This is a genomic window from Pseudomonas sp. B2021 (assembly GCF_018135665.1).
Taxonomy (GTDB): domain Bacteria; phylum Pseudomonadota; class Gammaproteobacteria; order Pseudomonadales; family Pseudomonadaceae; genus Aquipseudomonas; species Aquipseudomonas lactis.
Genome location: NZ_SMOF01000001.1, coordinates 2,433,380 through 2,454,367, shown reverse-complemented (window position 1 = coordinate 2,454,367; position 20,988 = coordinate 2,433,380). Strand labels below are relative to the sequence as shown.

At 66.5% G+C, this 20,988-nt stretch carries 14 protein-coding genes; 13 read left to right on the top strand and 1 reads right to left on the bottom strand.

Annotated elements, in window-relative coordinates; translation table 11 throughout:
* Positions 1 to 6 precede the first annotated feature (6 nt).
* Genes E1K68_RS11135 through E1K68_RS11075 form a run of 13 tightly spaced genes read left to right on the top strand, consistent with a single transcriptional unit; the run spans position 7 to position 19,829 of the window.
* Positions 7 to 5,460 (top strand): non-ribosomal peptide synthetase, encoded by a 5,454-nt coding sequence (locus tag E1K68_RS11135; RefSeq protein ID WP_212614093.1) that lies wholly within the window; start codon positions 7 to 9, stop codon positions 5,458 to 5,460.
* Positions 5,457 to 7,196, top strand: a complete 1,740-nt coding sequence (locus E1K68_RS11130; protein ID WP_212614092.1) for an ABC transporter ATP-binding protein — start codon at positions 5,457 to 5,459, stop codon at positions 7,194 to 7,196. The genes E1K68_RS11135 and E1K68_RS11130 overlap by 4 nt, the downstream gene beginning before the upstream one ends.
* The gene (locus E1K68_RS11125; protein ID WP_212614091.1) at positions 7,193 to 8,938 is read left to right on the top strand and encodes an ABC transporter ATP-binding protein; all 1,746 of its coding nucleotides are present in this window, start codon (positions 7,193 to 7,195) and stop codon (positions 8,936 to 8,938) included. Before E1K68_RS11130 ends, E1K68_RS11125 begins: the two co-directional genes overlap by 4 nt.
* Positions 8,932 to 10,035 carry a saccharopine dehydrogenase NADP-binding domain-containing protein gene (locus tag E1K68_RS11120; protein ID WP_212614090.1) on the top strand — a complete coding sequence of 368 codons (1,104 nt, stop codon included), beginning with the start codon at positions 8,932 to 8,934 and terminating at the stop codon, positions 10,033 to 10,035. The genes E1K68_RS11125 and E1K68_RS11120 overlap by 7 nt, the downstream gene beginning before the upstream one ends.
* The gene (locus E1K68_RS11115) at positions 10,032 to 11,060 is read left to right on the top strand and encodes a class I SAM-dependent methyltransferase (RefSeq protein WP_034135690.1); all 1,029 of its coding nucleotides are present in this window, start codon (positions 10,032 to 10,034) and stop codon (positions 11,058 to 11,060) included. Before E1K68_RS11120 ends, E1K68_RS11115 begins: the two co-directional genes overlap by 4 nt.
* Positions 11,061 to 11,062: 2 nt before the next feature.
* Positions 11,063 to 12,739, top strand: coding sequence for a class I SAM-dependent methyltransferase (locus tag E1K68_RS11110; protein WP_212614089.1), 1,677 nt, complete (start codon positions 11,063 to 11,065; stop codon positions 12,737 to 12,739).
* Positions 12,736 to 13,914, top strand: coding sequence for a cytochrome P450 (locus E1K68_RS11105; protein WP_212614088.1), 1,179 nt, complete (start codon positions 12,736 to 12,738; stop codon positions 13,912 to 13,914). Before E1K68_RS11110 ends, E1K68_RS11105 begins: the two co-directional genes overlap by 4 nt.
* Positions 13,911 to 15,050 (top strand): Gfo/Idh/MocA family oxidoreductase, encoded by a 1,140-nt coding sequence (locus E1K68_RS11100; protein ID WP_034135693.1) that lies wholly within the window; start codon positions 13,911 to 13,913, stop codon positions 15,048 to 15,050. Before E1K68_RS11105 ends, E1K68_RS11100 begins: the two co-directional genes overlap by 4 nt.
* Positions 15,047 to 15,766, top strand: a complete 720-nt coding sequence (locus tag E1K68_RS11095; RefSeq protein ID WP_034135694.1) for a VOC family protein — start codon at positions 15,047 to 15,049, stop codon at positions 15,764 to 15,766. The genes E1K68_RS11100 and E1K68_RS11095 overlap by 4 nt, the downstream gene beginning before the upstream one ends.
* Positions 15,759 to 17,357 carry an AMP-binding protein gene (locus tag E1K68_RS11090; RefSeq protein WP_212614087.1) on the top strand — a complete coding sequence of 533 codons (1,599 nt, stop codon included), beginning with the start codon at positions 15,759 to 15,761 and terminating at the stop codon, positions 17,355 to 17,357. Before E1K68_RS11095 ends, E1K68_RS11090 begins: the two co-directional genes overlap by 8 nt.
* Positions 17,354 to 18,097 (top strand): alpha/beta fold hydrolase, encoded by a 744-nt coding sequence (locus E1K68_RS11085; RefSeq protein ID WP_034135696.1) that lies wholly within the window; start codon positions 17,354 to 17,356, stop codon positions 18,095 to 18,097. The genes E1K68_RS11090 and E1K68_RS11085 overlap by 4 nt, the downstream gene beginning before the upstream one ends.
* Positions 18,097 to 18,405 (top strand): isochorismate lyase, encoded by a 309-nt coding sequence (locus E1K68_RS11080; RefSeq protein ID WP_034135697.1) that lies wholly within the window; start codon positions 18,097 to 18,099, stop codon positions 18,403 to 18,405. The genes E1K68_RS11085 and E1K68_RS11080 overlap by 1 nt, the downstream gene beginning before the upstream one ends.
* On the top strand, positions 18,402 to 19,829 hold the full coding sequence (locus E1K68_RS11075) for an isochorismate synthase (protein ID WP_034135698.1): 1,428 nt from the start codon (positions 18,402 to 18,404) through the stop codon (positions 19,827 to 19,829). Before E1K68_RS11080 ends, E1K68_RS11075 begins: the two co-directional genes overlap by 4 nt.
* Here the strand turns inward: E1K68_RS11075 and E1K68_RS11070 are convergent.
* Entirely contained in the window at positions 19,717 to 20,922 is a 1,206-nt protein-coding gene (locus E1K68_RS11070) for a XylR family transcriptional regulator (RefSeq protein WP_212614086.1), read from the bottom strand. The genes E1K68_RS11075 and E1K68_RS11070 overlap by 113 nt on opposite strands.
* Between the last annotated feature and the right edge of the window lie 66 nt (positions 20,923 to 20,988).

Genomic DNA, 20,988 nt, shown 5'->3' with positions numbered 1-20,988 from the left:
GTCCCCATGCCCGCCGCCAAACTGTTAAGCGAACTCAAATCCCTGGGCGTCGAGCTCTGGCCCCAGGATGGCCAACTCAAGTTCCGCGCGCCTCAGGGCCTGCTCAACGCCGAACGCCTGGCGCAACTGCGTGAGCACAAGCAACAGATCCTGCACCTGCTGCAAACCCAAGAGCGACCCGAGGTGGTGGCCGACCCGGCCCAGCGCCACGCGCCGTTCCCGCTCACCGACGTACAGAACGCCTACCTGCTCGGGCGCCAGTCTTCGTTCGGCTACGGCAATGTCGCCTGCCATGGTTACCTGGAACTGAGCTGGCCGAACCTCGACCCGCAGCAGGTGGAACAGGCGTGGAACCGCCTGATCGCCCGGCATGACATGCTGCGCGCGGTGATCGCCAGCGAAGGCTCCCAGCGCGTACTCGCAGAGGTCGACCATTACCCACTGGCGGTTACCGACCTGCGCGGGGCCACCCGCCAACAGCACCAACACGGCGTGCAACAGATTCGCCAGGCCATGGAGCAGAAGCTCTACCCGACCGAGGCCTGGCCGCTGTTCGAGTTGCGCCTGAGTCGCAGCGACAGTGGCGACACCCTGCACTTTTCCATGGACTCGCTGATCGCCGACTGGGCCAGCGCGCAATTGCTGTTCAATGAGCTGGAGCAGTTGCTGCACGATCCAGAAGCCCGCTTGCCCACCCTGAACATCAGCTTTCGCGACTACCTGCTGGCCGAACGCGGCCTGCTCGAAGGCAGCCGCCACCAGCGCGACCGCGACTACTGGCTGGCGCGCATCGACGAACTGCCCGCCGCACCGCAGCTGCCGGCGCCCCTGGGCGGCGAAGACACCCGTGTGCCGCGCTTTCAACGCCACTCGGCGCAACTCGACGCCTCGCAATGGGCCGCCCTGAAAAGAGCCGCCAGCGCCCTCGGCCTCACCCCCTCCATCGTGGTGCTCAGCGCCTATGCCGGCACCTTGCAGCGCTGGAGCCAGCAACCCGCCTTCAGCCTCAACCTGACCCTGCTCAACCGCTTGCCCCTGCATCCGCAGGTGGGCCAGTTGGTGGGGGATTTCACCTCGGTCAGCGTGTTGCAGGTCAACGATCCCCAAGGCCAGGACTTCACCAGCCAGGCGCGCCAACTGGGCAACCAATTGTTTGCCGACCTGGAGCATCGGCTGTTTTCCGGCATTCAAGTGATGCGTGAAATTGGCCGGCGCCGCGGGCGGGAAGCCGCCGCCATGCCGGTGGTGTTCACCAGTGCCATCGGCCTGGGGATCGAACCGCCGGCCACTAGCCAGCGCCGGGTCGGCCACGGCATCACCCAGACGCCCCAGGTGACCCTCGACTGCCAGGTGATGGACGACGCCCAGGGCCTGCACATTCACTGGGACGTGCGCCAAGGCGTGTTCCCAGACGGCCTCATCGAGGACATGCAACAAGCCTTCGTTTGCGAACTGCGATTGTTAGCCCTCGACCCGGCCGCCTGGGACCAACCGATGCACGTGCCGCTGCCGGCCTGGCAACAGCGTGAGCGCCTCGCCGCCAATGCCAGTGCCGCCCCGCTGCCCACCGGCCGCCTGCATGACGGCCTGCTGGCCATGGCGTGGGAACGACCACAGGCGCTGGCGGTGGTCGATGCCCATGGCAGCCTGACCTACGCCGCCTTGATGGAGCGCGCCCTGGCGGTGGCTGCGGCCTTGCACGCCGCCGGTTGCCGGGCCCAGGAACCGGTCGCAATCCTCATGCCCAAGGGCCGCGACCAAGTGGTGGCGGCCTACGGCGTGCTGCTGGCCGGTGCTGCCTACCTGCCCCTGGACAGCAACGCCCCGGCCGCCCGCCGCGACCGCGTGCTGCACAGCGCCCAGGTGCGGCATGTGCTCGGCTGTTCCCAGGCGCTGCCCCAGGTGCCGTTGCCCGACGCTCTGGCCTGGCATGCCGTCGACCAATTGGCCCCAGCCATGCCGGACTTTCCGGCAGCCGACGGCAGCCCCGACGACCTCGCCTACGTGATCTACACCTCCGGCTCCACCGGCGAGCCCAAAGGCGTGATGATCAGCCACCGCGCCGCCCTCAATACCGTGCAGGACATCAACCGGCGCTTTGAGGTCAGCGCAACTGACCGCGTGCTGGGCCTGGCGCAACTGAGTTTCGACCTGTCGGTGTATGACCTGTTCGGCCCGCTCGCGGTCGGCGGCACCCTGGTGCTGCCCGACCCGGCACGCGGCGCCGACCCGTCGCACTGGGCCGAGCTGGTGCAGCGTCATCAGGTGACGCTGTGGAATTCGGTGCCGGCGCAACTGCAGATGCTGGCCCACTACCTGCAGGCCGAGCCACGGCCTTTGGACAGCCTGCGCCTGGCGCTGCTGTCGGGGGACTGGATCCCATTGAACCTGGCGCCCCAACTGCAAGCGTTGTTGCCAGGCCTGGCCCTGGTGGCCTTGGGCGGCGCCACCGAAGCCTCGATCTGGTCGAACCTGCACCCCATCGGCGCGATTGACCCGGCGTGGCGCAGCATTCCCTACGGCCTGCCGCTGGCCAACCAGGGTCTTCGCGTGCTGGACAGCCAATGGCGCGATGCGCCCACCTGGGTGCCGGGTGATCTGTACATCACCGGCGTCGGCCTGGCCCAGGGTTACCTGGGCGATCCAGCATTGAGCAACGCCCGTTTTTTCGCCCACCCGCTCGACGGCCAGCGCCTGTATCGCACCGGTGACCGTGGCCGCTACTTGCCGCGGGGGGAGCTGGAGTTCCTCGGCCGTGAAGACGGCCAGGTCAAGATCCGTGGCCATCGTGTGGAGCTTGGCGAAATCGACGCCGCGCTGCTCGCCACGCCAGGCGTAGACAGTGCCGTCAGCCTGCTCAACGGCGAGCTGCTGGCCTTCGTCACCGCCGCGCGCGTCGAGCCCGAACCGCTGCCGGGCGCGCCGTTGCTGAGCGCAGTGCAGCGTTACGCCGACAGCCAGGTCGGCAGCTTCGATGCGCAGCAGGTACGCGACTATCAGGCCAACCTCAACGCCGCGGCATTGAGTTCCATGCTGGAGGTGATGCGCAAGGCCCAGCTATTTAGTGGTGCGTTGGCCGAGCCGGAGGCGGCGGCCATCCTGCGGGCCCTGCAAGCCCAACCCCGTCATTATTGGCTGGTACGCCGCTGGTTAGCGGCCTTGTGTGACGCCGGCCTGTTGCAAAGCGAACAGTCCCGCTATCGCCTGCTGCACAGCGGGCCCGCCCCGGCGCTGGCCTGGGGCCGGGTGGAACAAGCGGTCGCGAGTGGGTTGTGCAGCCAGGCGCTGCTCGACTACCAGCTCGACCATGTGCGGCAACTGCCGCAACTGCTGCGTGGCGAGGTCAACCCGTTCGACCTGTTGTTCCCCCAGGGCCAGCAAGACCTGGCGTTGCAGCTGTATGGCGGGGATGCCGTATCGCGCTACAACAACCACAGCATCGCCGCGCTGATCAACCGCCTGGCCACCCACCATGAGGGCGACGGCCCGCTGCGCATCCTGGAGATCGGCGCGGGCACCGGGGCCACCAGCGCCCCGGTGATCAGCCTGCTTGATGGCCTGGAAGTGGATTACCTGTTCACCGACATGACCGCCTTCTTCCTGCCGGCGGCCAAGCAACGCTTTGCCGACCACCCCTGGGTGCGTTACGGCGTGCTGGACATTGACCAGGCCATTCGCCCCCAGGGTTTGGCCAGCAACAGCGTGGATATCGTGCTGTGCGCGGGCATGCTCAACAGCGTCAAGGACATCGACACCGCCCTCGGCCAGATCAGCGAATTGCTCAGCCCAGGTGGCTGGCTGGTGTTCAGCGAACCGACCGGTGAGTGGCCCGCCATCCTGCTGACCCAGGGCTTCATGATGACCCCGGCGGGCGGTGACCACGAGCAGGGCCGCAGCGGCTTGCGCAGCGCCGAGACCTGGCAGGCGCGGGTGCAGGCACTGGGCGGCGAAATGCTGCCCGCCCTGCCCCACGCCGACCACCCGCTGGCCGCTCTCGGCATGCAGGTGTTCGCCGCACGCTTGAAGGCCGGCTTCCAGCGCTTGAGCGTCGATAACCTGCGCAGCGCCTTGGCGCAGCGCCTGCCGGACTACATGTTGCCGGCACACCTGCAAGTGCTCGACCGCCTGCCCCTGACCGCCAACGGCAAGGTCGACCGCCAGGCCCTCGCCCACTGGCGCCCTGCCGTGGATGCCCAGGCCGAAAGCAGCCAGGATGCACCCAGCGACCCGCTCACCGCCGAGCTGTGCCGGGTGTGGGCCGAGGCCCTGGGCTTGGCGCAGATCGGTGCGGACGACAGCTTCTATGAGAAAGGCGCCGATTCGCTGATCCTCGCCCGCGTCGCCGGCCAGTTGCGCGAACAACTGCCCCAGGCCCACAGCCTGAGCTACGACACCTTGCTGCGCCAGATGCTCAACGAGCCGAATGTTCGCGCCCTGGCGCGCCTGCTCAACCACGGCGAAAACGCACCTGCCGCTGCGGCGCCTGACCAAGCGCAGCGCGCGCCTCACAGTAACGCCCTGGTAGTGCCATTCGGCGGTGGCGAGAGCGGCCCGGTGCGCGTGATGTTCCATGCCGCCCTGGGCACGTTGGATTATTTCCAGCACCTGGGTCGTGCACTGGCGGCTCAACAGGCCGGCCCGGTGATTGGCTTTGCGGTGGCCGACACCGCGCAATACCTGGCGCTGGAACCCAAGCGCCTGATCGAAAGCGTGGCCCAGGACTACGCCGACCGCTTGATCGCCGACGGCCATCAACGCTTCCAGTTGATCGGCTACTGCCTGGGCGGCCTGCTCGCCACCGAAGTTGCCCGGCGCCTGCTGGAACGTGGCATGGAGGTGGTAGACCTGAGCCTGATCGACAGCATCCCGATGTTTATCGACACCGACGAAGAGCTGGCCTATGAGGCGATCTTCGTGCCCAACCTCAACCTGGACCCGGTGAAAACCGTGTTCGGGGCGCATATCGAAGACTACGACGTGTACCGCGCCATCGACCTGCTGATGGCCCGCGACAACCGCCGCGTACCCGCTGGCGCCATGGCCGCCCTGAGCGGCGACCCCGGCCTGGACGCCTTGGCGCTGGCGGTGCAGCAACAGTCGGCACGCAGCCAGGAGGAGCGCCTGGCCGAGTACGCACGCCTGGCGTCTGGCCAGGCCGGCGTGCCCATCGGCCCCGAGCTGGTACCCACGCTGTTTCGCGTGTGCCGCCACAGCATGCGGGCGGCGCGGTTCGACCCGCCGCCGTTCCTGGGCAACATGACCTACCTGCGCTGCCTGGAGCAGCAATCGTTCGGCATCACCGGCGGCGTCGGGCACCTGGCGGCGCCGTTCTGGGAGGACGCGTGCCTGGGTCAATTCACCCTGATCGACGTGCCCGGCAACCATTTCAGCGTGATCGAACCACCCCACGTGCACACCGTCACTGCCCACCTGCTTGAGGCCCTTGGAAAACACTCATGACCACCGCCCTGGATACCCTCAAACGCCCGGTCAACCGCCTGATTCGCCTCGGCGTGGTGTTCGCCGCGATCGGCGCGCTGGTCAACCTGGTGCCCTTTATCGGCCTTACCGAACTGGGCCGCTTGCTGCTCGCCGGCAACGCCGACAGCCCCACGCTGTGGCGGTGGGCGGCCCTGGTAGTCATCGCCCTGAGCCTGGGTTGGATGGCCAGCGGCGTGGCGTTGTGGCTGACCCACCTGGCCGACCATCGCCTGCAATCGAGCTTGCGCGAAGCCATGGTGCGCAAGCTCGGCCGGGTGCCATTGGGGTGGTACACCGACACCACCTCGGGCGCGGTGCGCAAGGTGGTGCAGGACGACCTTGAAGATCTGCACCACCTGGTCGCCCACCATGCGGTAGAACTCACCGCCGCCCTTGTCACGCCGCTGGCGGGGCTGGTATGGCTGGCCACGTTGAACTGGCGCCTGGCGCTGCTGGCGGTGCTGACCCTGCCGATCTATGCGGTGGCCTACAGCCTGATGATGCGCGGCTTCGGCGCCAAGATGCAGTTGCTCGACAAGAGCATGACCCGGGTCAGCGCAGCAATTGTCGAGTTTGTCCACGGCATTGCCGTGGTCAAGGCGTTCGGCCAGGTGGGTCAGGCCCATCGCAGCTATCAACAGGCGGTCAATCAGTTCAGCACCCAGTACGCCGGTTGGGTCAAGCCGCTGCTGCGCCTGGAGGCGTTTTCGTCGATGGCCCTGAGCGTGCCAGTGATTCTGCTGGTCAGCCTGGGGGTGGGCAGCGTGTTGCTGGCCCAGGGCTGGATCACACCGTTGCAACTGTTCGCCGAAACTCTGGTGGCGGTGGTGATCCCGCAGTCACTGCTGGTGATCAACCAAAGCCTCACCGCGCAACGAACCGCCCTGGCGGCGGCCGACCGTATCGAAGCGCTGCTGGAGGTCGAAGAACTGCCCTCGCCCAAGGTGTGCAGCTCCCCACAGGGCAGCGACATACGCTTTGAACAAGTGCAGTTCGGCTATGACCCCGCGCACCTGATCCTCACGGGCGTCGACCTGCACTGCCCAGCCGGCAGCGTGACGGCGCTGGTGGGGGCTTCCGGTGCGGGCAAGTCAACCCTGGCCAAGCTGGTGCCGCGTTTTCACGACGTGAACACCGGGCGAGTCTGCGTGGGCGGTGTGGATGTGCGCGAGATCGACCCGCGCCAGCTCTATCAGCACGTAGGGTTCGTGTTGCAGGACGCGCAACTGGTGCACGGTACCGTCGCCGACAACCTGCGCCTGGGCCGCCCCGAAGCCAGCGATGCCGAGGTCGAGGCGGCAGCGCGGTCGGCGCAGATTCATTCGCGCATCCAGGCACTGCCCCGGGGTTACCAGTCGGTGATCGACGAGGACGCGATTTTTTCCGGCGGCGAGGCCCAGCGCCTGTCCATCGCCCGCACGTTATTGGCCGACACGCCGGTGCTGATCCTCGATGAAGCCACCTCCCACGCCGACCCCGAGTCCGAAGCCTTGATCCAGGATGCCTTGTCCGCCCTAGCTCGGGGCCGCACGGTGCTGATGATCGCACACCGCCTGGCCAGTATCTGCGGCGTCGACCAGATCGTGGTGCTCGACCAGGGTCGCGTCATTGAAAGCGGGCGCCATGAACAGCTGCTGCAGGCCAACGGTGCCTACGCCCGACTGTGGCGCGCCAGCGCCGAAACCACCGCCCCCGACCTGGAGATGTCCTTGTGATCCGCAGCCTCGTGACTTTACTGGGCCCGGCCCATGCCGCACGCTTGTACCGCTACCTGGCCTGGCTGGTGACCAGTGCCGTGCTGCAAGGGGTAGCCGTCGCGTTTCTGGTACCGATGCTGCATGCGCTGTTTGCCGGTGACCTGCGCAGTGCCTGCCTGTGGCTCGCCGGCCTGGCGGCGATGGCGGTGCTGACCTGCATTGCCCATTACCAGCAGGCCATGAAAGGCTTTGCGCTGGCCCTAGTGGTGTTGACCACCTTGCACGAGCGTCTTGGCCAGCACCTGGTGACCCTGCCCCTGGGCTGGTTCAACTCGGAAAAGGTCGGGCGCCTGTCGCGCAGCGCCACCAGCGGCACGCTGATGGTCACCGGCTTGTTTGCTCACTACCTGGGGCCAGTGGTGTCAGGTGTGGTGGTGCCGGCTACGGTGGCGTTGACCCTGTTCGTGTTTGACTGGCGCCTGGGCGTGACCGCGGTACTGTGCGCGCCGCTGATCTACTTTGCCCATCACTGGTCTGCGGCCGCCATCGGCAGCAACGATGCGCAGGTAGAGGCCGCCGCGACGCTGGCGGGTAACCGCGTTGTGGAGTTTGCTCGCTACCAGCAAGTGCTGCGCGCTTTCGGTCGCACCCAGGAGGGGTACGCACCTTTGCAGGCTGCCAACCTGGCGCAGAAACACGCCGGCGGCTCGATGCTGTCCCAGACCTTCCCGAAACTGCTGGCCGGTGGCTTGACGGTGCAACTGGCGTTTGCGCTGCTGGTGGGCGTGGGCATCGCCCTGGCCAGCCACGGCGAAATCGACGCCATCCAGTTGGTCGCCCTGCTCGCGCTGGCGGCGCGGTTTGTCGGGCCATTGGCCGAAGCGGCGGCGCGCAGCGGCCTGTTGCGTATGGCGGGCAACGACTTGGAACAACTGGTGAGTATCCTGCGCGAGCCGCCGTTGCCAGAGCCCGCCGTCAGCCAGCCCTTGACGGCGCCTGGCAGCCTGGCCTTCGACCAGGTCAGTTTCGCTTACCCCAGCGGGCCCAGGGTATTGCACCGCCTGTCGTTCAACGCCCCGGCCCACACGATGACCGCAATCGTCGGCGCCTCGGGCTCCGGCAAGACCACCGTCACGCGTTTGCTGATGCGTTTTTTCGATGCCAGCGAGGGCAGCGTCAAGGTGGGTGGCGTGGACGTGCGTGAGCTGTCCAACGCAGCGCTGATGGCCCAGCTATCCCTGGTGATGCAGGACGTCTACCTGTTCGACGACAGCCTTGAGGCCAACATCCGCGTCGGCGGCCCCGACGCCAGCGCCGAACAAGTCGCCGAAGCGGCGCGGCTGGCCGGCGTCGATGAAATCGTCGCGCGCTTGCCCCAGGGTTGGAACACCCCTGTGGGGGAAGGCGGTGCGGGGTTATCCGGCGGCGAACGCCAGCGCGTGTCCCTGGCCCGCGCCTTGCTCAAGCGCGCACCCATCGTGCTGCTGGATGAAGCCACGGCGGCCCTCGACCCGCACAACGAAGCCTTCGTGCAAGCGGCCATTGGCAGCCTGATGCAAAGCGCCACGGTGCTGGTGATCGCCCATCGCCTGCCGACCATCATGGCCGCCGACCAGATCCTGGTGCTGGATGAAGGCTGCCTCGTGGAGTCTGGCACCCATGCCCAATTACTGGCTCGGGGCGGTCGCTACGCCGGGTTCTGGCATGACCGCCAGCGTGCCGGTGGCTGGCGCTTGAACGCCGAGGCCCAACCATGCTGATCGGGGTGTTGGGCGCCAGTGGCGACGTGGGCCTGGCCAGTGCCCAGGCGCTGTTGACCCTGGGGGTGAGCGACCTGCGCCTGGGCGGGCGCGATGCCGTCAAGGGCGCACACTGCATGCATTTGCTTCAGCAGCAATGGCCACACACGCGCCTGCAGTGGGCCTCAGTGGACTTCAACGACGCAACAGCTTTGGCTGCCTTCGCCCATGGCTGCGACGTGCTGCTCAACTGCGCGGGCCCATCCTGGCAGTTGCAAGGCCGTGCCGCCCACGCAGCGCTGCGGGTCGATGCCCATTACGTCGATGCCGCCGATCCTGTGCAACTCGACCCGGCCCAGTGGCGTGGCCGTTGCGCGGTGCTGGGCGCCGGCTTGCAACCGGGGCTTACCGGCCTGCTGCCGCGCTGGCTGGCCGAGCAAGGGTTTAGCCAAGTGCACCGCCTCACCAGCTATTTCGGTTTGCGCGACCACTTCACCCCTGTGGCCGCCGATGACTTTTTGCAAGGCGCAGTGGATGGCAGCAGCGAGCCGTTGGCAGCCTGGGAACACGGCCGGCGTAGCCGGGCATTGCGGCGTCAACGCGACGTATCAGTGCCCTGCTTTCCCGGTCGGGTTCACCTGCTGCCGTACCTCAACCTTGAGGGCGAACGCCTGGCCATGGACCTCAACCTGGACGTCGGCCAGTGGTTCAACGTGATCACCGACAGCCACGTCCTCAAGGCTCTGGACCAGGCCCATGGTTTGCCACGGGCCGACGCCGTGCAGCGTTTGTGCGAAGCCAGCCAGCTCGACCTCAGCGGCCAGGCGCCCTTCGTCACCCTACTGCTGCAGCTCGATGGAATGCACCACGACCAGGCCCTGACCCGCAGCCTGGTGTTCAGCGGCGCGGGCAATGCAGCGCTGACCGCCGCCATGGCAGCGGCCACGGTCATCAGCGTGGTGGAAGGTGAAATCCGCGCCGGCTGCCATGCCGCCGCCCAGGTCCTGCCGCCCGCCGCCAGCCTTGAACGCCTGCTGCGCACCTCGGCGATTCAGGCCCTGAACCTGCTGCACAGCCCGCTCGATCAACTGCATACCGCCGACGAAGGTTGCCTATGAACACGGCGTTGAACGAGCTGGAACAGCTGAGCCTGGGCGTGATGGCCCAGGTGTTGCTGCACACCCAAGCATTGCCGCTACAGGTATGGCGCAACGCCGAACAAATCAACCAGGCGCTGGGCACAGCGGCGCGCCATGCCTGGGTGGTACGGCGTTGGCTGGTGGCGTTGGGCGGTGCGGGCCTGCTGCGCGAAGCCGGTGAACGGGTGGCCTGGCGCACGCCGCCACCTGACCCGCAGCTCGGTGAATTGCCACGCCTGTATGGCGCGCTGGGCTTTCCCGCCAGCATGGCGCGCCTGCACACCCAAGTCATCGAGTGCCTGCCCGACCTGCTGCGTGATCAGTTCACCCTCACCCACTTGCTGATGCTCGGAGGCGACCCGGTAAAGGTATTGAGCGCCTACCAGCACAACCACTTCACCACAACGATCAATCAAGCCCTGGCTGATCGCGCGCGGCAAATCAGCGCCACTGACGGGCAGCTTAGGGTGCTGGAACTGGGTGGTGGCGCCGGAGGCACCACCGACGCAATGCTGGCGGCGTTGCAAGCGTACGAAAAGGACTATCGCTTCACCGACATCAGCTCGCTGTTTACCGGCGCCGCGCACCGCCAGTTTCGCCTCGAGCCGGGCATGCAGGTCGGCCTGCTCGACCTCAATCGCAGCTTCAGCGGCCAGGGCATAGTGCCCGGCAGCCAGGACTTGGTAGTCGCTGGCAACGTGCTGCACAACGCCCGCGACCTGCCCTACAGCCTTGGTCAGATCCGCAGCAGCCTGCGCGACGGCGGTGCCTTGCTGTTCAGCGAGTCCATCGCCGACAACCCGGCGATGCTGACCTTCATGCACTTGCTGCTGTCGCCCGCCGCCGATGCGCCGTTGCGCCCACACGATGAAGCCTTCATGGCCGCCGATGCCTGGGACCTGGCCTTGCAGGCCGCAGGTTTTGAGCTGCTGGAGGTATGGCCCAGCGCGTGCGACCCGCTCGCCGCGGCGGGGCAACGCTTGTTTCATGCCATAGGAGTTTGAGGATGAATGTCGATACCTTGCTCATCGACCTGCCCGCCGGAGCGCATCCGTGGCGTCTGCCAACCTTGACCAACCTGGGCGTGCATCAACAGGCACCGGCACGTTTGCTGGCGGTGCTTGAACGCCAGCGCCCGGCGGTGGTGGTGATGAGCGCCGAGCAGTTGGAGCGCCTGCTGGACTTTCCCGCCCTGGCCTTGAGTGATCTGAGCCATCTGGAGCAGGTGCTGTTCGTCAGCGAACGCCCCGGCGACTGGCAACTGGCCGAACGCGCCGCAGCCCAACTGGATTGCCACGTGCAGGGTTTCACCGAAGATGGACGCGACCTGGCCGAGCTCAAGCGTGAGCAACAGCGCTGGTGTGAGCGGGCCTTGGGGCACCCTCAGGTGCGTGCAGTTGCGCTGCATGGCCAGACCTTGCTCGCCGTGCCCCAGCGTTGTGAAGCGACTGCGGTGGATGATCATCTCGACGCAACCGAGGCAGCTGTCAATCAGCAGTTCAGCGTCACGCAATTGAACCAGGCCGTGCAGTTGAACCAACGCTTGAGCCACGCGGCCTTGCTGTCGATGCTTAACGGCCTGGAGCAATGCGGCTTGCTGCCGGCACCGCTCAACGATGTGGCCCAAAGCCTGGCCAACGCCGGCATCGCGCCTGGCCACCGGCCCTTGATCGCACGCTGGCTGGACGTGTTGCAAGCCCAGCAACTGCTGCAGCGCAAGGGCGACCACCTCTACCCCAGCCTCGACGCCAGCGCCTGGAGCACCGCCACCCTGGAAGACCTCTGGGCACAGTTGAGCCTGGACTGGGCGGACAACACCGGCGGCAGCGCCACCCTCGACTATGCACGGGACAATGCTCGCCAGTTGCCAGCGCTGATGCGCGGCGAGTGCGCCGCCGTGCACCTGCTGTTTCCCCAAGGCCGCACCGATCGCGCAGCGGCGCTGTACCGCGAAAGCCTGGCGGCGCAATACCAGCATCGCAGCGTGGCGCATTGGGTGGGTGCCTGGGCAACGCGTCAACCCACCGATGCGCCGTTGCGGGTGCTGGAGGTCGGCGCGGGCACCGGTTCCACCACCCAGGCGGTGTTGCCGGCCTTGGCGAATACCGCCGTGGACTACCTGTGCACCGACGTGTCGCGCTACTTCAGCGAACAGGCCGCCGAGCGCCTGCACGCCTGGCCATGGGTGCGCCACGGCGTGTTCGATATCGACCGCCCTGCCCTGGCCCAGGGTTATCACACCCAGGACTGGGACTTGATTGTTGCGGGCGGCGTACTCAATGCCCCCCGCGACACCGAGCGCTCCCTGGCCATCCTACTGACCTTGCTCAAGCCGGGCGGCTGGCTGGTGTTCAGCGAGCCGACCCAGGAGGAATTCTGGGTGATGGCGTCCCAGGCCTTCATGCTCAACCAGGCCAGCGATGAACGCGCACTCAGCAGCAGCACCTTCCTGGACCTCAACCAGTGGCAAAGCGCCCTGGCCCGTGCCGGCTTCCAGGGCAATCGCAGCCTGCCCGCCGCCCACCACCCGTTGGCGCGCCTGGGCCATCGCGTCTTCGTCGCCCAAGTGCCCGAGCAACGCCTGAGCCGTGCCGCGCTGGCGGCCCACCTGGAACACCCTGACCTGCAGTTTGAACTGCTCGACCGTTTGCCCGACCTGTCTACTGCCAAGGACCTGCCATGACCCCGCTGGCCTACCCCTTCAACGCCTTCACCGACCTGGCACTGGCTGAGCCTTATCGCCATGCCCAGCAAGCGCCAGGCCTGCTGCGAATCCAGATGCCCATTGGCGCGCCCGCCTGGCTCGCCACCCGCTATGACGATGTGCGCCTGGTGCTGGGCGACCGGCGTTTCAGCCGCAGCGAAGCGTTTCGCCGTGACGATGCACCGCGGGCGTTCCCACGCATCGCCGGTGGCATTGTGATGATGGACCCGCCGCAGCTGACCCGCATTCGCTCCCGGGCTGCCCAGGCGTTTACCCGGCGCCGCGTCGAAGCCTTGCGGCCCCATGCACGGGCCTACGCACACCAGTTGATCGACCGCATGCTCGCCGCCGGCCCGCCCGCCGACCTGGTCAATGACTTTGCCTTGCCGCTGCCCCTGGCGTTGATTTGCCAATTGCTGGGCGTACCGCTGCACGATCGCGAACGCTTCAAACAGTGGAACGACTCGTTGTTGTCGACCCGCCCCGAAGACGCGGCCCTGACGCAACAGCACTTGGGCGAACTCGCGGCGTATATCAAGGGCCTGGTCGCCGAGCGCCGCCGCCACCCCCAGGACGATTTCATGACCGCCCTGGCCCAGGCCGACGAACAAGGCGAGTGCCTGAGCGAAGAACAACTGCTGCTGTTGTGCATCGCCATCCTGGTCGCCGGCTACGAAGGCAGCGCGTCGCAGATTCCCAACTTCATCCTGGTGCTGCTGGACAACCCGCAGCAATGGCAACAACTCAAGGCCCACCCCGAGCACATCCCCCAGGCGGTGGAAGAGCTTTTGCGCTATATCCCACTGGCCTCGGCGGCGATGTTTGTGCATTACGCCCTGCAAGACATTCAGGTGGGTGAAACCCTGGTGCGCCAAGGCGAGGCGGTCTTCGCTTCAATCGGCGCGGCCAACCATGACCCGGCGCGCTTTGCCAACCCACAGGCCCTGGACCTGCAACGCGACGCCCAGGGCCATTTCGGCTTCGGCCACGGCCTGCATCATTGCATCGGCGCGGCGCTGGCGCGGGTGGAGTTGCAGGAGGCGTTGCAGGCGCTGGTGCAACGCCTGCCCAGCTTGAAACGCTGCGGGGCGGTACAGTGGAAAACCGCGACCTTTTTTCGCGGTGCCCACTGCCTGCCGGTGACCTGGTCATGAGCCGCCCACGTCAACGCGTGATCGTCGCAGGCACCGCGTTTGGCCGCATCTACCTGCAAGCCCTGGCCCGAGCCCATGAGCGTTATGAGCTGGTGGGGATCCTGTCGCGCGGCAATGCCTACTCCCAGGCCTGCGCCGACCACTACGGCGTGCCACTGTACGAGGCCGTGGAGCAGGTGCCGGACAGCGTCGATATCGCCTGTGTGGTGGTGCGCTCCGGCGCCACCGGTGGCGCCGGCAGCGAACTGGCCCAGCAGTTGCTGCGCCGTGGCATTCACGTGTTGCAGGAACACCCGGTGCATCACCGCGAAATTGCCGCGTGCATGCGGGCGGCGCGCCACGGCCAGGCGGCCTACGCGGTGAATACGCTGTACCCCAATATCCTCGCGATCCGGCGCTTTCTCGCGGTGGCCGACTACCTGCGCGAGCAACACGGACTGGCCTATATCGACGCGGCCTGTAACAGCCAGGTGGCCTACCCCCTGCTCGACATTCTCGGGCGCCTGGCCGGTGGCCTGCGGCCTTGGGCATTTGCAGCCCCCGCCGCCAGCGTCGGCGCTCACCCCTTCACGCCGTTGAGCGCCAGTTTCAATGGCGTGCCCATCAGCCTGCGCGTGCAGAACCAAGTGCATCCCCAGGACCCGGACAACCATTCGTTTTTGATGCATCGCCTGGAAGTAGGCTGTGAAGCCGGCGTACTGAGCCTCTGCGATACCCACGGCCCGGTGCTGTGGAACCCGCGCCTGCATGCGTCACGGGACAACACCGACCGCCTGATCATGGCAGGCCCCGGCAGCGAACGACTGGCCGGGCCGACCATGGTGGTGCTCGACCCGCAGATACCTGCCAGCTATCACCAGGTGTTCAACCAAGTGTGGCCGGATGCGGTCTGCCTCGCCCTGGACGCGTTGTGCGCCGACATCGAAACCCCCGCGCGACGCCTGCGCAGCGGCGTGTGGGCCACCGAGGTGTCGATGGCCTGGCGCGAAATGAACAGCCTGATCGGCATGCCCGAATTGATTGCGCCACCTGTTCCCCAGGCATTGCCGCTGGCCGAGTTGCACCGCCGCGCCGATGCCATGCAACCCCCTGACGCTGACCCCAGCGCTCAACTCTTGGGAGCCCTGCCCTTTTGAATACTGCCCAGTCCCGTTCCTCCTGCAGCCATGTATTGCTGTGGGTGCGCGACCTGCACCAGGCCGTGGCGAGTTTTCGCGCCGCCGGGTTCGAGGTCACCTACGCCACCGCCGAGGCGCGCGCCCAGCACGCGCATATTTGGTTCAGCCACGGGCCGATCATTGAGTTGCTCACCACGCCGCGCCACGCCTGGCTGTTGAAGTGGCCCATCGACTGCCTGGCCGGGCGTGGTGCCGGACGGCGCATGTTGCGCTGGGCCGCCCACGGCGAAGGCTTCTGCGACCTGGCATTGCTGTGCGATGACGCGGCCCTGGCGCCGCGCCTGAAGGGCCTGGCGGCCAGCGGCGTGGCCATGGGCCGCGTGGTGAACTGGCAACGCACCTGTGCAGACGGCAGCCAGACGCGCTTTCGTTTTGTCTATCCGCGCCACGAGCGCCTGCCCTTTCTGGTGACGCCCTACACGCCCACGCAGCATCCGGCGCGGCTGATCCATCCCAACGGTGCCACTGGCCTGGCGGCCATTCACCTTGGCGTGAGCCCCGCCGACCATACAGCCCTAAACCTGCTTGCCGGCGACGACCCTATGTTGCACCTGCAACCGGCCACCCACACCGGCGTCCAGGCGGTGCAGATCGCCGGCCTGGCGCAACCGCTGACCCTGCACGGCGCCCAATTGCTCGGCTGCCCGACCACCCAAGGAGATTGCCATGCTTGATGGATGCACTGACTGGCCCGAAGACTTTATCCGCCGCTACCGCGAGCAAGGCTACTGGCAAGGCGTGCCCCTGGGCCAACTGCTGCGCGAGCAAGCCCAGCGCACACCACAACGTGAAGCTTTGGTCGACGGCAACCGACGCTGGCGCTACGCCGAACTGGACCAACACGCCGACCGCCTGGCCGCCGGCCTCGCCGAGCGCGGGCTGGTTGCCGGCCAGCGGGTGCTGGTGCAACTGCCCAATATCGCTGAGTTCTTCAGCCTGACCTTCGCCCTGCTGCGCCTGGGAGTGATCCCGGTGTTTGCGCTACCGGCCCATCGCGAGCACGAATTGGCCCACCTGGCCCATCTGAGCCAGGCGGTGGCCTATGTGATTGTCGATCAGCACCTGGGCTTCGATTACCGGCCACTGGCGCGCACCCTGGTTGAACAGGTGCCGAGCCTGCAACAGGTGTGGGTGGTGGGCGCGGCCGAGGAGTTCGTGGCCCTGGCCGATTGCGTCGCCACCCCCCGCGAGTTTCCCGCGCCAGACGCTCGGGACGTCGCGGTACTGCTGTTGTCGGGCGGTACCACCGGCCTGCCCAAGCTGATCCCGCGTACCCATGACGACTACGCCTGCAACGCCCGGCTGGCGGCTCGCGCCTGTGGCTTCGACGACCACACCCGTTACCTGGCGGCGCTGCCGGTGGCGCATAACTTTCCCTTGGCCTCCCCGGGCGCACTCGGCGTGTTCAGTGTCGGGGCCACCTTGGTGCTGGCGCCGGAGCCGAGCCCGGACACCGCCTTCGAACTGATTGAACGCGAACGCATCACCCACACGGCGTTGATCCCGCCCCTGGTGTTGCTGTGGCTGGAAGTGGCGCAATGGTCCGACAACGACCTCAGCAGCTTGCAATGGCTGCAAGTCGGCGGCGCGCGCCTCAAGGCCGAGATCGCCGCACGCATCGGCCCCGCCCTGGGCTGTGGCCTGCAACAGGTGTACGGCATGGCGGAGGGCTTGCTGTGTTTTACCCGGTTGGATGACCCGCAGGCGCTGGTCTTCGAAACCCAGGGCCTACCACTGACCGCTGCCGATGAGATCCGTATCGTCGATGCCGATGATGTAGCGGTCGCGCCTGGCGCCGTGGGGGAACTGCTGGCGCGTGGCCCCTACACCATTCGGGGCTACTACAACGCCGCCGAGCACAACCAGCGGGCGTTTACAGCCGATGGCTTTTATCGCAGCGGCGACCTGGTACGGCGCCTGCCCGAAGGGCATCTGGTTGTCGAAGGACGCAGCAAGGATGTGATCAACCGCGGCGGTGAGAAGATCCCCGTGGAAGAGATCGAGAACCTGCTGCTGGGCCACCCGCTGATTCGCGATGTGGCGCTGGTGGCCCTGGCCGATGAGTTGCTGGGTGAGCGTAGTTGCGCTTGCGTGCTGGCCCGCGACGAACCAATTGACCTGGCTTCGATCAACGCCTGGCTGCGCGAACGAGGGTTGGCCGCCTACAAGTTGCCGGACCGCTTGCAGGTGCTACGCGAATTTCCGCTGACACGCCTGGGCAAGGTCAACCGCAAGGCCCTAGCGGAACAGGTGTTGGCATCATGAGCCGGTGGCTGCGCGTTTTACGGGAGAGCCCACAGCCCCGCGTACGCTGGGTGTGCCTGCCCCACGCCGGTGGCAGTGCGAGCTTCTACCGGCCGTGGCTGGCGCACCTGCCAGGGGATATCGACCTGCTGGCGGTGCAATACCCCGGCCGTGAAGAGCGCTTCAACGAGGCGCATGTGCCGTGCCTGGAGACTCTCGCCGAGCACATCAGCCAGGCGTTGCTGGCCTTGCCTGCGCGGCCCCTGCTGCTGTTTGGCCACAGCATGGGCGCGGCGCTGGCCTATGCCGTGGGCGTACACCTGGAAGCGGCCGCTGCCGGCCCGGCTCATGTGTTTGTCTCGGCCCATGCGCCGCCCCACCGGCAACCGCCCAGCGACCTGCACCGCCAGGACGACAGTGCACTGATCGCCGACATCCTGCGCCAGGATGCCCAGGCCGCCGGCCTGTGGGCCAACCCGCATTTGCGTGCGGTGTTCTTGCCCGCGCTGCGCAGCGATTACCAGGCCATCGAAACCTGGCGCCCTGCACACCTGCCGCCCCTGGCGGCGCCGCTGGATGTGCTGCTGGCCCGCGATGACGCCGAAGTCAGCCTGGAACAGGCCCGCGCCTGGGCCGACCTGAGCGGCCATCTCCCGGATATCCGCCTGTTCGACGGCGACCATTTTTACCTCAAGCATCAGCCGCGACCGGTGATCGACCACCTATCGCAACGCACCGCCTACCTTCAGGGAGACACATGATGAAAACCCCGGAACACTGCACTGGCCTTGCTGATATTCGCCACGCCATCGACAACCTCGACCATCAGATCATCGACGCCCTTGGCCTGCGCATGCAGTACGTCAAGGCCGCCTCTGCATTCAAACCCGACCAAGCCAGCATCGCCGCCCCGGAGCGCGTCGCGGCGATGCTACCGCTGCGTCGGCAATGGGCGCAGGACGTCGGGCTGGATGGGGAGTTTATCGAAAGCCTGTTCAACCAGATCATCCATTGGTACATCGCCGAGCAGACCGCCTTCTGGCTGCAGAAAAAGAGCAAGGCCGTATGAACGCGGACGATTTGCTCAAAGTGTTCCAGGCCGCGCACCAACGAGCGGTGGCGTACCAACGGCCGGTGATTGCCGTCAGCGCATGCGCCGCGCCGACGCTTGCGCCCTTGGCGCTTTATCAAGCCCATCGGCAAGGTTTCTTCTGGTGCGCGCATTCGCCCGACCTGAGCCTGTTCGGCCTGGGCTGCACTTGGCAGATCGAAGCCACCGGGTCCCAACGCATGGCCGAGGTGGATCGCCAATGGTTCGCACTGTGCGCCGATGCGCTTGTACAAGGGCCACATGCGCCCTTGCTGCTGGGGGGCATGCGCTTCGATGACCAGCGACCCAGCGCCCCCCATTGGGCGCCCTTTGCCGACGCCAGTTTTCACCTCGCCCACTGGTTGCTCAGCGAGGACGCCAGCGGGCGCTGGCTGCGTTGCCAGCGCGTGATCGAGCCGGGCAGCGACCCCGCCGCACTGGCCCAGCAAAGCCTGGCCGCCTATGAACATCTGCTCAACCCCACCCACAACCCGGCAGCCACACCCACGGTGCTGGGCCGTAGCGCCTTGCCCCAATATCAATGGCAGGCCAAGGTCGAGACCGCACTGGACGCCATCGTCCAGGGTGAATTGAACAAAGTGGTGCTGGCGCGACATATCGACCACCGCCTGGACGCGGCCCTCGACACCGGCGCGGTGATGGGCCGCCTGTACGCACGCCGTAACGCCTCGCACCTGTTCGCGATCCACCGTGGCGACCATTGCTTCATGGGCGCCACCCCCGAGCGTTTGCTCAGCTGCGCGTCGGGCCACCTGAGCACCCACGCCCTGGCAGGCAGCACCCGCCGTGGGCTCAAGCCGAATGAGGACCAAGCGCTGGGGGAACGCCTATTGGCCGATCCGAAGGAGCAGCATGAGCATCAACTGGTGGTGCAGACCATCACCCAGGCGCTGCATGACAAGGTCAGCGACCTGCAGGCCGCATCCAGCCCCAGCCTGCTCAAACTGGCCACCGTGCAGCACTTGAGCACGCCGATCAGCGCCCGACTCAACGTGGGCAAGCGCCTGCTGGACGGTATCCAGGCCCTGCATCCCACGCCCGCCGTTGGCGGCCTGCCCAAGGCATCGGCTCTGGCGTTCATCCGCGACCATGAAGGTTTTGATCGTGGCTGGTACGCGGCGCCGGTGGGCTGGCTGGACGCCCAGGGCAATGGCGACTTCCTCGTGGCCCTGCGGTCAGCGCTGATCACCCCAAGGCATTGCCACGCCTTCGCCGGCTGCGGCATTGTCGAGGGCTCGCTGCCGGCCAATGAATACGAGGAAACCCAGATCAAGCTGGCGAGTATGCAGCAGGCCTTACAGCTGGCCTGCCCTGCTGATACTGACGCGGCGTACAGCCAAATTCGCGGCGAAACACCGTATGCAGGTACTGCGCAGAGGTGAAGCCGCAGCGTGCGGCAATGTCGGCGATAGCAAGGCTGTTGTTTTCCAGGCCCTTGGCGGCGGCAGCGAGTTTGAAGCGCAAAATCTCATCATGCACGCTGCAGCCGCGGGCTTTGCGAAAATGCGCTTCCAGGGACGAGCGGGAAACACCGACATAAGCCGCGACTTGATCGGTCTTGATGCCCTGGCAGGCGTACTGGCGGATAAACAACAAGGCCTGCATCACGTAAGGGTTGCCCAGGGGTTGATGCAGGCTGGAGGCTTGCACGTTGATGGCGTCCGGCGGCACCAGCACCTGCGTGCCCGTGCAGGGTTTGCCGTGCAGCATCTGATGCAACAGCGCCGCAGCGGTGCGGCCCATGGTCTCCGTGCCCTGGATCACCGAGCTGAGCGGCACCCGCGTGAGGGTGCGGGTCAGCGGGTCGTTGTCGATGCCGATCAACGCCACCTCCTCAGGCACCGCAATGCCCGCCGTCAGGCAGGCTTGCAGCAATTGCCGGGCGCGGGCATCGGTCACCGCGATAATGCCGATAGGCTTGGGCAGGCTGTGCAGCCAGGCAATCTGCTGCTCCACCGCGCTGTCCCACAACGGCGCACTGGTGCCCAGTCCGCGATACACCTCCACCTGCAAGCCATCGCGCTGCATCAAGCGGCGAAAAGCTTTCTCACGCTCCTGAGCCCACCGATTGGCCTGGGCTTCGGGCAGGCTGAAACAGGCAAACCGCGTCAACCCCGCCTCCACCAGATGCTCGTAGGCCAGCTTCATCAGGGCATGGTTATCGGTGGCCACATAGGGAATGCCCTTGGGGTACTTGCCCACATCCTCATAAGAGCCACCCACCGCCACCACCGGTATCCGACTCCCAGCCAGCGCCTCGCCGATCAGCGGGTCATCGAAGTCAGCAATGATCCCATCGCCCTGCCAACGCTCGATACCGCGCAGGCGGCAGAGGAAGTCTTCTTCCAGGAACAGATCCCAGGACGCACGGGTGCTGCTCAGGTAGTTGCCAATACCGGCGATGATGCCACGGTCGTAGATTTTGCTGCCGTTGAAGAGCAAGGCGATGCGGTGAACGGGCGGTAGGGTTTTCATTGTTTTTGTCCTGGGGCCGGTCGGTGCAGATGAGTACGCAGAGGTTTGACTGATCAGGATAGCGGG